The sequence below is a fragment of the Sphingobacterium sp. BN32 genome, from assembly GCF_030503615.1.
In the GTDB taxonomy this organism is placed as follows: domain Bacteria; phylum Bacteroidota; class Bacteroidia; order Sphingobacteriales; family Sphingobacteriaceae; genus Sphingobacterium.
This window is the reverse complement of record NZ_CP129963.1, coordinates 3,953,170-3,965,795: the sequence shown is the minus strand read 5'-3', so window position 1 is coordinate 3,965,795 and position 12,626 is coordinate 3,953,170. Positions and strand designations below refer to the sequence as shown.

The 12,626-nt window shown below is 41.2% G+C and carries 12 protein-coding genes; 8 read left to right on the top strand and 4 right to left on the bottom strand.

What is annotated here, in order from left to right; genetic code table 11:
- Window positions 1–287: 287 nt before the first annotated feature.
- The 4 genes from QYC40_RS16805 to arsB all read left to right on the top strand — a co-directional run bounded on the left by QYC40_RS16805 (window position 288) and on the right by arsB (window position 2,833).
- Complete coding sequence (locus QYC40_RS16805) at window positions 288–617, top strand: helix-turn-helix transcriptional regulator (protein ID WP_301991361.1); 330 nt, start codon at window positions 288–290, stop codon at window positions 615–617.
- A gap of 74 nt (window positions 618–691) precedes the next feature.
- Window positions 692–1,165 (top strand): DUF6428 family protein, encoded by a 474-nt coding sequence (locus QYC40_RS16800; protein ID WP_260040930.1) that lies wholly within the window; start codon window positions 692–694, stop codon window positions 1,163–1,165.
- Between the two features lie 18 nt (window positions 1,166–1,183).
- Complete coding sequence (locus QYC40_RS16795; RefSeq protein WP_301991360.1) at window positions 1,184–1,798, top strand: low molecular weight phosphatase family protein; 615 nt, start codon at window positions 1,184–1,186, stop codon at window positions 1,796–1,798.
- Between the two features lie 3 nt (window positions 1,799–1,801).
- On the top strand, window positions 1,802–2,833 hold the full coding sequence (gene arsB, locus QYC40_RS16790) for an ACR3 family arsenite efflux transporter (protein WP_301991359.1): 1,032 nt from the start codon (window positions 1,802–1,804) through the stop codon (window positions 2,831–2,833).
- An 89-nt stretch (window positions 2,834–2,922) separates the two neighbouring features.
- Here arsB and QYC40_RS16785 read toward each other — a convergent pair whose 3' ends face one another.
- The 4 genes from QYC40_RS16785 to QYC40_RS16770 form a co-directional block, all read right to left on the bottom strand.
- Window positions 2,923–3,408 carry an IS110 family transposase gene (locus tag QYC40_RS16785; protein WP_301991358.1) on the bottom strand — a complete coding sequence of 162 codons (486 nt, stop codon included), beginning with the start codon at window positions 3,406–3,408 and terminating at the stop codon, window positions 2,923–2,925.
- Between the two features lie 11 nt (window positions 3,409–3,419).
- Window positions 3,420–3,962, bottom strand: coding sequence for a transposase (locus QYC40_RS16780; RefSeq protein ID WP_301991357.1), 543 nt, complete (start codon window positions 3,960–3,962; stop codon window positions 3,420–3,422).
- A gap of 342 nt (window positions 3,963–4,304) precedes the next feature.
- Window positions 4,305–4,943, bottom strand: coding sequence for a gluconate 2-dehydrogenase subunit 3 family protein (locus QYC40_RS16775; protein ID WP_301991356.1), 639 nt, complete (start codon window positions 4,941–4,943; stop codon window positions 4,305–4,307).
- A 7-nt stretch (window positions 4,944–4,950) separates the two neighbouring features.
- A complete protein-coding gene (locus tag QYC40_RS16770; RefSeq protein WP_301991355.1) occupies window positions 4,951–6,687 on the bottom strand; it encodes a GMC oxidoreductase in 1,737 nt (578 codons plus the stop codon).
- 837 nt (window positions 6,688–7,524) lie between these two features.
- Between QYC40_RS16770 and QYC40_RS16765 the strand changes: the two genes are divergently transcribed.
- Genes QYC40_RS16765 through QYC40_RS16750 form a run of 4 tightly spaced genes read left to right on the top strand, consistent with a single transcriptional unit; the run spans window position 7,525 to window position 12,580 of the window.
- Entirely contained in the window at window positions 7,525–8,571 is a 1,047-nt protein-coding gene (locus QYC40_RS16765; RefSeq protein ID WP_301991353.1) for a UDP-glucose--hexose-1-phosphate uridylyltransferase, read from the top strand.
- Window positions 8,572–9,729, top strand: a complete 1,158-nt coding sequence (galK, locus tag QYC40_RS16760; RefSeq protein WP_301991352.1) for a galactokinase — start codon at window positions 8,572–8,574, stop codon at window positions 9,727–9,729.
- 22 nt (window positions 9,730–9,751) lie between these two features.
- Window positions 9,752–10,918 (top strand): aldose epimerase family protein, encoded by a 1,167-nt coding sequence (locus QYC40_RS16755; RefSeq protein WP_301991350.1) that lies wholly within the window; start codon window positions 9,752–9,754, stop codon window positions 10,916–10,918.
- A gap of 3 nt (window positions 10,919–10,921) precedes the next feature.
- Window positions 10,922–12,580, top strand: a complete 1,659-nt coding sequence (locus tag QYC40_RS16750) for a sodium/sugar symporter (protein WP_301991349.1) — start codon at window positions 10,922–10,924, stop codon at window positions 12,578–12,580.
- The last annotated feature ends 46 nt before the right edge of the window (window positions 12,581–12,626 follow it).

Here is a 12,626-nt window from a genome sequence, read left to right as displayed (position 1 = left end):
TATATGGCGATCACAATGATAGTTTCAAATTTTGCGACAAAGGCTGTTAAATACAGAGTCTGCAGGTCCGAATTTAGAAAACTGACGCTGATTTTGCAAAAATATTTTTTTTCAAATTTATGCACTCTTCAAGCTACCGTTCTCTATAAGCTCATCAGTTATAAGAAAAGATTCTGTGTTATGATCCAAGTTTTTGTAAAGGGAATAATAGTGAGCTTTCAAAAAAAATAAAAATCTTTTGTATTTAAATTTAATATCGTAATATTGCGATGTAAATAAATTTAGAAATGGGATTAACAAAAACAGAAATATATAAAGACGAGCAAAATAAACTTGCATCGCTTCTTAAAGTTTTAGGGCATCCAGCCAGAATAGCAATCCTGCAATATATTATCAACCAAAAAGCATGTATTTGTAATGATCTGGTTGAGGAATTAGGTTTAGCACAGGCAACTATTTCACAACATTTAAAAGAATTAAAAACCATAGGAATTATCCAAGGTTCAATTGAAGGTAAATCTGTATGTTATTGTATCGACGAACTGGTATGGAAACAATTTCAAGAGGAATTTAATGGCTTTTTCAATCAGGATGTAAACGTAAAGCAGTGCTGCTAAGGCATTTTTTTACACTTTAACATCGTTATATTGCTATATATCGTTATTTAATTATCATTTTAAAAGTTAGTATTATGAAATTATCGGAAATCAAAGAAATTTTACCAGCATTAGAAAATGTTGAATTTCAATTAGAAAATGGAACATTTGTTCCTGAACACTTTCACGTTACTGAAGTGGGGCAAATAATCAAAAATTTTATTGATTGTGGCGGCGTAATCCGTAAGGAAAAAGTAGTCAACTTTCAATTGTGGAATGCTGATGATTATGAGCATAGGTTGAAACCTGGAAAGCTATTAAGTATAATTAAACTTTCAGAAGATAAATTAGAAATTGAAGATGCGGAGATAGAAGTGGAATATCAAAGCGATACTATTGGTAAATACGATTTGGATTTCAATGGAAATACATTTGTACTGAAAAACAAAGCGACTGCCTGCTTGGCTCAGGATGCTTGCGGAATTCCTTCTGAAAAACAAAACAAAAGCCTTTCCGAATTAACAGCAAATCAATCAAATTCATGCACTCCAAATTCAGGATGCTGTTAAACCCTAAATCGAATATCTATGTATCCAACATTATCAGAGACAATTCAACAGTTAGAATGGGAGAAAATCAATAACGATGAGCGTAAAAGTACCTTGCAGCCGTTGATTGATTTTATTCAATTAAAAATAAATAGCAAGCAGCAAATAAATATAAATTTCATTTGTACCCATAATTCGCGAAGGAGTCATTTATCACAGGTTTGGGCACAAGTAGCAGCCTCTCATTTCGGTATTGAGAATGTGATTTGCTATTCAGGAGGTACTGAAGAAACCGCATTATTTCCAAAAGTAGCAGAAACATTATCCGATCAGGGATTTAATATTTTCAAAATAAATGATGGCTCCAATCCTGTTTATGCTATAAAATATAGTGATAATTCCCAACCGATAATTGGATTTTCTAAAAAGTATGACAATCCTTTTAATCCAGTCTCTGCTTTTGTAGCTATAATGACCTGTTCACAAGCAGATGGTGGATGTCCATTTATCGCTGGGGCGGAAAAAAGAATTCCCATCACATTTGAAGATCCTAAAATTTCAGATAACACTTCCGAACAGACAAAGATATATTCAAAAAGAAGCTTACAGATAGCATCGGAAATGTTTTATGTTTTTTCAAAAATTACTACATAGCCGATGCAACCAAAACTAAAATTCTTAGACAGATATCTAACTTTATGGATATTTCTAGCTATGGCTCTTGGCCTAGGCTTAGGATATTTCTTTCCGGGTATTTCAAATATTACAAATACACTATCTGTCGGCACTACAAATATTCCGTTGGCAATAGGTTTGATATTGATGATGTACCCGCCACTGGCAAAGGTGGATTATTCGTTACTGCCTATAGTATTGAAGGATACAAAAGTTGTTAGTATTTCTTTATTATTGAACTGGATTATCGGGCCTATTTTAATGTTCGGATTAGCCATTCTTTTTCTAAGAAATGAGCCTGATTATATGATTGGCTTGATATTGATAGGCTTGGCAAGATGTATTGCAATGGTCATAGTATGGAATGACCTTGCAAAAGGTAACAGAGAATATGCAGCCTTATTAATTGCATTAAACAGCATCTTTCAGGTATTTTCTTATAGTTTCTTAGTTTGGCTGTTTATCCATGTACTGCCAAACAGATTAGGCTTGGCAAGTTTCAATGTAAGCGTATCTATAAAAGACGTGACTGAAAGTGTAATGATTTATTTAGGGATCCCTTTCTTGACTGGTTTTCTTAGCCGTTACTTACTTGTTAAATCCAAAGGCATTGAATGGTATAACCGTAAATTTGTGCCCAAAATATCGCCGATTACATTATACGCATTATTGTTTACCATAGTATTAATGTTCAGTCTTAAAGGTGATAAAATAATAGAGTTGCCAATGGATGTCATTACGGTCGCTATACCGTTAGTCATCTATTTTGTACTAATGTTTTTCGTAAGCTTCTTTATCAATAAATCTTTGAATGTTCCGTACGACAAAAATGCAGCAATTGCATTTACAGCCACAGGAAACAATTTTGAACTAGCTATTGCAGTGTCCATAGCTGTATTCGGAATCCAGTCACCTCAGGCATTTGTAGGCGTAATTGGGCCATTGGTAGAAGTTCCCGTTCTGATATTATTAGTAAAGATAAGCTTGTGGCTTAAAAAGAAATATTACAAATAAATAAAATGTAAAAAGAGTTGAGGGCTTGAGCTAAAAGCTAAACCTCTTAAACACATTATAGGGGGAGTGACTTATAAACTTCCCCTTTTTTATAATGATACTTCCTGAAATGGAATAATTTGATACTCGTGCTCTGAATTATAATAGGAATTATTTTTCCATAAGATAAAAGTCAGTTTCAGCAGTTTTCTTTGGATGGCAACTATAGCTTTCATTTTAATTCCATGCCTTGAAACTATTCTTAAGAAAATATCTCTAAACCTTTCATCGGTTCTTATTGCAGCCAGTGCAGGAAAGTGCATTACTTTCCTTAACTTCCGATTACCACGCTTGGATATTCGGGGTTTGGATTTCACTGAAGTTCCAGATATCTTTTCTCTTACATCTAATCCTGCATAACTAACCAACTGTCTTTTATTCTTTATTAACTCGAATCCGTTAGTTTCGGCGATAATTGTTACAGCAGTCAGATTTCCTATTCCCGGAATTGAATATACTATTTTCATCTTTTCTACTAGAGTTTTATCTCCTTTGATGAGGATAGCAATTTCGCCTCTAATCTCCTTTTCCTGCAAATCAATAAGAGCTATTCTTTTTTAGTTCGATTAACTGAGCTTTCACTTGAAGTTGCAGAAGTACGTTCTGCGTGCAGTTGATTTTTCAACATTGTACGCTCATGTACAAGCTGCTCACGTTCCCGACAAAGCTGTCTCAAATCATTAAATATTTTTAAAGGAGGTTGCCACACTTCCAATTGCCTTTCTAAACCAAATCTAGCAATCGCTTGTGAAGCGCTCTTATCAATAATGGTTTTTATGTCAAGTGTTTTTGCATAATTACTGATCTTGTTTGGCAAAACGATGCTGACTTGTTTTCGAATACTGTAAAGATAGTAGGCTAAGGATTCATGGTAAACTCCTGTTGCTTCCATTACATACCGTACTTCTGTTCTAGTTGATGTCTGTTTATTTACCCAGGCGACAAGACTTGAAAACCCTTTTTTAGTATTGGGAAATACTTTGTAGGCATAGACTTCTATGCTGATCTGTTCATCCATTCTACCAAGCGATACAACTAATTCATTTTGTGCAACATCAATTCCTACTGTCTGATTTAATAATACCTTCATCTTACATGGTTTAGGTTAGTGATAACCTTTCTTCATCTTTTCTCCAGACTGGATATACTGGCTATAAGACTCATAATAATGAGCAAATTCCTTACATTCTGTTCAGATTCTAAAAGGTTAAAGAAGAGGAGGCAGTCTCTTTTCTTGAATATACCATAAGGCTATTTAAAGCAAAATCTGCTCTCGCTCTTCTTCACTTAGATTATATTATACAAACATAGGAGGAGCAAAATTTAAATTGAATAATCTCCTCAGATAATAAATCGAGCAGGAGGAATCAAATAGTTAACATGAAAAATAGAACCAACAGGGTATCCCTGTTCGTTCTTGCAAACTGTACGACTAGCCCAGAAATTTTGTAGGGTCGAAACCATGAGCGATCATGATATCGTCCGGTACACCGTTCCACAGGTTGGGCTTATTCCCGACATAACCCAAGTCCTTAATTCCCATTTCGCTGGTGAAAAAGCCTGAGGATGTGAAATTGCGCATCAAAGTGAAAAACGCCACGCCCTGCATCATCTCCGGTTTTGCTTTTTCCGGATAGGCGATATCATCGACTAAGGCCAGTTGTTCTTCTTTTTTGCATTTGATAAATGGGTTGGAAAAACGCTTCTGCGACTGTATATCCAACCAACGTAATCCGCCACGCATCGGTACCTGATTGCTTGGAATATCTTTGACCATAAATTCGATGAAAGCCGGTACACCGGCCTCAGAGGCAGATCCGGAGATTTCATCCTTTGGAATGATAATATCGGCAAGCACGGTGATGGTCGCCATTTCATGTTGAGTAAAGAAGGTTTCGTCCAAGAGTTCCTGCGTGCGCTCATGTTCGAAGTCTTGCACACCCGGAAGTTTATCGCCTGCATTTACCGTAGCATTCTTCGCATTTGTTTTATCGTCTTTACATGCTCCTGCCATTACGCTAGAGCCTGCAGCAATAAGCCCTAAGGCTTTTAATGAATCTCTTCTGTTCATCGCTCGATTAGCTGTTTAATTTGTTTTTTTGTTCTAAGATGTATTCTGCCGTACGCATGGATAAGGCTAGGATCGTCCAGGTCAGGTTCTTATCGCCTTGTTGCACGAAAGGACCCGCATCAACTACATAGAGATTGTTGCAATCATGTGCCTGGCCCCATTTATTCAAGACCGATGTTTTCGGGTCATTCCCCATCCGGGTCGTGCCGCCTTCATGGATAATCTTTCCGGGAGCTTCTAAGCCATATAGGGTATCTGCACCAGGGATAGATGAGGTGATGATAGCGCCCATTTCATGCATGATCGCCTGAAAAGTCTCCTGCATATGTTTCGCCTGCACTATTTCTTCGTTTGCCCATTTATAGTGGAAGCGCAGTACCGGGATTCCAAACTTATCGACGCGGCTGGGATCAATCTCGCAATAGTTATCCTTGCGGGCTAGAGCCGTGCCACGCCCTGCCATCCCCACGTTTGCACCATAGAATCGGCGATAGTCTTGCTTCAATGAAGCACCATAACCTCCGCCATCTTTTGGTTCTCCATTTTTGTCAGGCACTTTTCCGTTGATGCTCGGTACACCGTTGAAAGAGCCATACGATGGCATGCGCATACCGCCACCATATTCGATATGATAGCCTCGCGGAAAGTTGAGTTTGCTATGGTCACCCCACCATGGCGAGTAAATATGTACACTGCCCGTGCCATCTTCGTTATAGCGCTTTCTATCCAATAACTGTGGTAGAAAGCCGGATAAGCTGGCTCCGGTGGAATCGTGCAAGTACTTGCCGACCAGTCCGCTACTATTTCCAACACCGGCCGGATGTGCTGCGGACTTTGAGTTGAGCATCAGTCTCGCACTTTCGCAGGCACTGGCTCCTAAAATAACTGTTTTGCCCTTTGCTGTATATTCTTGTAAGTCCTTGGTATTCATATAGGAAACTCCGGTTGCTAGTCCTTCATCATTGGTCAACACCTCACGAACCATCGCATTGTCGATGACTTTTAGATTGCCGGTTTTCATAGCCGGTATAACAAGACAGGAGGATGAGGAGAAGTCGCCATAGACTTTACAGGCCCTTCCGCATTGTCCGCAGTAGAAACAGGTTCCTCGGCCTTTGATCTCGGAGGAGGCTTCGGTAAGGACAGCGCCCCGGCCAGGAATAACAGGAACTCCTGCTTTGCGAGCTCCGCGCGCAATGTAAAGTTCATTTAAACGCGGTTTTGGCGGTTTCATAAAGATTCCGTCCGGTTCGTTATGAATGCCTTCAACAGTTCCATAGATGCCGATCATACGGTCTACTCGGTCGTAAAATGGTTTCACTTCCTCATAGCTGATGGGCCAGGGATCGGTGATGCCGTCCGTGGGTTGGAAATCGTCAGGACCCATACGTAAGGAAATACGGCCCCAATGGTTTGTTCTTCCGCCGAGCATCCGCGCTCTGAACCATTCGAATTCGGTTCCAGCGACGGTGCTATAGGGTTCACCATCGAGTTGCCATCCGCCATAGGCAGCATCAAAGTCGCCAAAGGGACGAGTAGTCGCTGCGCCGCGACGTGGAGACTCCCAAGGCCAGCGCATCTGTAAGGCATCTTTGGCTGGGTCAAAGAAAGGACCGGCTTCCAGCATCAATACCTTCAAACCAGCATTCGCTAGAATATAGCCCGCCATGCCACCACCAGCACCCGAGCCGACAACAATAGCATCATAAACTTCTGGGTTTTCTTTTATTTGAAAAGCACTCATTAGATAAAGAATGATATGATAATTAAGGTTTAGCAGCGTTAGCTGTTATTTTGCTAACACTTTTTAGTTGAGTTGAATATAGGAAAATATTCTCTAAAGTCAATAAGGTAGTAGGGGGGTAGTTGGGTTTAATTCATGATTATGATAGCGGAATAAAGCACAGATTTCTTCTAGGCAAGGTTCTAAAAGATGTGTACGAACTTGCAAATGCCAACTGAAAAGAGTTTATCGGATTGTTTATCTCGGGAACATCGCTTCAACAATTAAAGCGTTGAATCATTCAACAGAAACGATTGAAAACCATGACTGTAGTTGCTTTTTAGTTGTTCCCCACAAGTTATTTAGTTGCTAACTACTTTCCATTGTGACAAATGTTTGCTGAAGTCTTCTTTAGCCAAATCGCTTTTGTGGATTACAAAAACAAATCTCCAGCATCTCCCCCTTGAAAATCGCGTCGAGATTTTACCAATAACAAACTCACCCAATCTTGGGGATTGCCTTTCCAAGTTAGTGATGCTTGTAATTCAGGTGACTCATGTTGCGTAAATGCATAACAATTCATCGCGTAGTCAAATTATTTGAGATCCAAAATAGGGGTTTCAAGTTTATCGTATAATTTGTCAAGAAATTCCTCTTGCTGAAGCAAAGATTTGGCTCTCCCTTCGAAGAAGTATTTGTTTTGATGATACGCCTAAAAACAGGGTGCAGCGTTCCATACAAAAGCATCTGCGTTATATGCTGTGTAAATTCTAACTACTACTAAAGTGTAAAATAAACACTTAGTTCTTCGACTTATCATTGTATTTTGTATTTTAGATAAAAGAAGAGCAAAAACCCATGCCTGAACCAACAATAAACGAAAATCCACACAAACGATTAAACTTACTTACCGGTGAATTTGTCCTCGTATCGCCGCATCGAAGTAAACGGCCTTGGCAAGGGCAAGTGGAGGAAACCTCTGCAGATCAGCGCCCTGAATATGATTCTACCTGTTACTTATGTCCTGGGAATCAACGCGCTGATGGTACCTTAAATCCGGATTATAAGGATAGTTTTGTTTTTGTAAATGATTTTTCTGCCTTGCTTCCCGATACGGAAAGCACATTCATCGATGAGGATGGTCTATTGATTGCAGAGACCGAGCGGGGAATCTGTAAAGTTATTGCTTTTAGTCCTCGACATGATCTTACTTTGCCAGAAATGGAAGTTCTGGATATTAAGAAGGTCGTGGATTTATGGCAGCAGGAGTTTGTGGAATTGCGTCGCAATGATTGGATCAAGTACATACAGATTTTCGAAAATAAAGGGGCGATCATGGGCTGCAGCAATCCGCATCCGCATGGTCAGATCTGGGCACAGAGTAGCCTTCCTGTAGAAATTATAAAAGAAGATATACAGCTACGTGCATACTTTGAAGATCATCAAAGGAGTTTACTTGCCGATTATATAGATCTAGAAGAGCGAAAAGATGAGCGCCTGATCATCGATAATGAGCACTTTGTGGCATTGGTTCCCTATTGGGGATCATGGCCTTTCGAAACGATGATTGTTTCGAGAAGACATGTACAAGATATTAGTCAGTTTACTGACCAAGAGAAGGAAGACCTAGCCAAAACGATAAAAGAACTCACTGTTCGTTATGACAATATTTTTAAAACCTCATTCCCATATTCTGCGGGGATGCATCAAGCTCCCGTCAATAGCGAGGATCAGCAGCATTGGCATTGGCATATGCACTTTTATCCGCCTTTATTGCGTTCTGCATCGGTTAAAAAGTTTATGGTTGGCTATGAGATGTTGGCCAATCCGCAGCGAGATATAACGGCAGAACGTGCTGCAGAAATCATTAAAGAACAAAGTACTACTCATTATAAGGCTCAATAGATGATCGCTAGGAATATACTCGAAACGCGTTTTAAGGAAGTTTTTGGAAAGAATCCTGACCTTATTGTGAAATCGCCCGGGCGAATCAATATTATTGGTGAGCATACGGATTATAATGAAGGATTTGTATTGCCAGCTGCCATCGATAAAGCTATATATGTTGCGGTAGGGAAACGCGAGGATAATCTCATCAACCTCTATGCGGAAGATTTTAAAGCGCATTATGCGATAGCGTTGAAAGGCATTGCGCCGACGGAGCTAAGTTGGCCCAACTATATTTTGGGTGTAGTGCAGCAAATAAAGGATAAGGAGCTTAGCCTATCTGGTTTTGACTTATACATCGACGGGGACATTCCTGTAGGGGCTGGTCTATCATCCTCTGCGGCGGTAGAATGTGCAACGGGCTATGCGTTGAACGAATTGTATGGGCTGAGTCTTCATCGCGTGGAAATTGCTAAAATGGGGCAATTGGCAGAGCATACCTATGCTGGCGTTATGTGTGGCATAATGGATCAATTTGCTTCCGTATTGAGTAAGGCTGGCCATGTGATCCGTTTAGACTGTCGCGACCTCAGCTATACTTATGTGCCCCTGGACTTGGGGGATCATGAACTTGTGCTCCTCAATACCAATGTAAAGCATGCCTTGGCATCGTCCGCATACAACGACCGCCGCCATGCTTGCGAGCATGCGGTAAGCCTGGTGCAGGCGAAATACCCGGAGGTAAAGAGCCTGCGCGATGTGAATTTGTCGCAGTTGGATGAGCTGGTAAAGCCTGTTAGTCCGGCAGCTTACTTGAAGGCTAGATTTGTCTTGGAAGAAAATGAACGCTTAAATAAAGCATGCGAAGCCTTGCAGACTGGCGATATTACTGCGCTTGGTGAGCAGCTATTCCTGGCCCATGAAGGGTTGAGCAAGGATTATGAGGTGAGCTGCGCAGAGCTAGACTACCTTGTTGAGCAGGCGAAGCAGTTTGAACAGGTGAAAGGAGCAAGAATGATGGGTGGCGGATTTGGTGGTTGCACCATCAACATCGTAGAAAAGGGGTTTGGTAATCAACTAGTTGATGCCCTTTCCAAAGGGTACCGCTCGAGATTTGATTTGGAACTAACGGCTATTTTCGTTGCCATCGATAATGGGACGGAAGTTGTATATTAGATACACGATTATAAACAACATTATGAATAAGAAACTAATCAACCTATTCCTGGGTTGTGCTTTGTTGGTACTATTATCTTGCCAGCAGGGTACAAAACAAGATAAAAGCAGCCCATCACCCACGGCAAGTAGAGAGCTAGTCGACTCCGCGCAGTTTAACGAAGATATAGACGGCAAAGCGGCAAAATTATTTATTTTAAAGAATGCTAAGGGAGCTACAGCTTATTTGACAAATTTTGGCGCGCGCCTCGTGGGACTTTTAGTTCCGAATAAAGATGGCGCAATGACGGATGTCGTGCTGGGTTTCAGCAAGGCGTCGCTCTATAACAATGCTGAGGAACCTTACTTCGGACCAATCGTTGGACCTTTCGGCAACCGAATTGCAAACGGAAAGTTCAGCATAGACGGAGAAGAATATACCACGCCTGCGAACAATGGCAAGAATACCCTGCACGGCGGGTTTAAGGGCTTGCATTTTGCGAATTGGGATGCGAAACAAACCGACGACAAAAGCGTGGTTTTTAGTTATACCTTGCCCGATCGTTATGAGGGCTTCCCCGGAAACATCAAAATTGAAGTGACTTACAGTCTTTCGGACGATGATGAACTGACGATTGCTTACCAAGCGACAACGGATAAAAAGACCGTCATCAACCTGACTAACCATGCTTATTTTAATTTAAATGGAGAGGGTAGTGGTTCCATCTTGAATCATCAACTGACGCTATTTGCTGATCAGATTACGCCAGTGGACAGCACCCTGATTCCAACGGGAGCAATGAGTTCGGTTAAAGGAACGCCATTTGATTTTACGACTGCGAAAAGCATGGGCAAAGACATTGAAGTTGCCAATGAGCAACTGACCTTTGGCAAAGGCTATGACCATAATTTCGTGTTGAATGGGACAAAAGTTGCAGGCCTCAACCATGCGGCCAAGGTTGTTGGAGATCAGTCTGGAATTGTAATGGATATTTATACGGAAGAACCAGGTATTCAGTTTTATTCTGGCAACTTCATGGCAGAAAAAGTAACGCTGAAGAACGGCAATAAAGACAGTTTCAGAACGGGCTTCTGCTTAGAGCCGCAGCACTTCCCAGATTCACCAAACCAACCTAATTTCCCGTCGACCATTCTTAATCCGGGTGATACCTATTCGACCAAGTCTGTTTATAAATTCTCAGTTCAATAATCCATGGAAACTAAAGATTATATCGTATTCCTGTGCTATTTCGCCATTGTTGCGGGCTATGGACTCTACATTTATTATAAGAAGAAATCTGCGTCTGGCGACTCTAAGGATTATTTCCTTGCCGAGGGCTCATTGACCTGGTGGGCAATCGGAGCCTCGCTCATTGCCTCCAATATATCGGCGGAGCAATTTATTGGTATGAGTGGTTCGGGTTTTAAGATCGGATTGGCGATTGCGACTTATGAGTGGATGGCGGCAGCGACCTTAATTGTCGTTGCGGTATTCTTCTTGCCGGTCTACCTCAAGAACAAGATCTTTACGATGCCGCAGTTCCTGAACGTGCGGTATAACGGTACGGTCTCCATGATTATGGCGGTATTTTGGTTATTGCTATATATTGTCGTCAATCTTACTTCCATCCTCTTTCTAGGTGCATTGGCGGTATCGAGTATATCGGGATTAGATTTTCAACTCTGTATGATCGGGTTGGCGGTTTTTGCGATCGTTATCACGCTGGGAGGGATGAAGGTAATCGGGTATACAGATGTTATACAAGTGTTTTTCCTTATCCTGGGTGGGCTTGCAACGACTTACCTTGCGTTAAATCTCGTGTCGGACCACTTTGGTGGCGAAGGGATTTTGCAAGGATTCAATATCGTGCATGAAAAGGCTTCCGATCACTTTCATATGATCCTAAAACCTGATAATCCGAATTACATTGATCTTCCGGGTTTAAGCGTGCTGATTGGTGGTATGTGGGTTATCAACCTAAGCTATTGGGGCTGTAACCAATACATCACGCAGCGTGCCTTAGGGGCTGATCTAGGCACGGCAAGGAACGGACTTCTATTTGCAGCCGTGTTGAAATTATTGATGCCGATTATTGTGGTATTACCCGGAATTGCAGCATTTGTGCTGTACAATGATGGTTTGTTCCAACAGGAAATGATGGCGAGTGGGGAGTTAAATCCGGATAGAGCCTATCCGGTCTTGTTGAGTTTATTGCCTACGGGTCTTAAAGGCTTGTCGTTTGCCGCTTTAACGGCAGCAGTGGTGGCATCGCTTGCCGGCAAAGCAAACTCCGTTGCCACAATTTTCTCCCTAGATATCTACCAAAAGATATTTGATAAGAATGCCTCGGAGCGGAGGTTGGTGAATGTTGGGAAGATCACTATCATCGTTTCCATGATCTTGGCAATTATTATCGCTCCGCATTTGGGAATTGATAAGAAAGGCGGATTCCAATATATTCAGGAATATACGGGCTTTGTTTCGCCGGGTATATTTGCGATGTTCTTACTCGGATTCTTTTGGAAGAAAACAACATCCAATGCTGCGCTGTTCGCGACAATCGGTGGGTTCTTAATGTCGATCGTATTGAAGTTCCTGCCTCAGTTTATGGATCTTTCTTTCTTGGGATCTTCGGGTTTCGCCGTTCCGGTGAATGGTGTTTATGAGATACCGTTTATTGATCGCGTTGGTTTTGTGTTCTTATTCTGTGTAATAGGGATGTACTTTATCAGTATTTATGAGAATAAGCGCGGTGTGGTTCCGAATGGATTGGAAGTTGATACAACGATGTTCAAGACAAAGACTGGTTTTGCGGTAGGCGCTCTGCTGGTCTTGGGGATTACGGCGGCTCTGTATACGATATTTTGGTAAATGGGGATTTGTAGGTGCGGTCGTTTTATACAATTTCAACTTTATG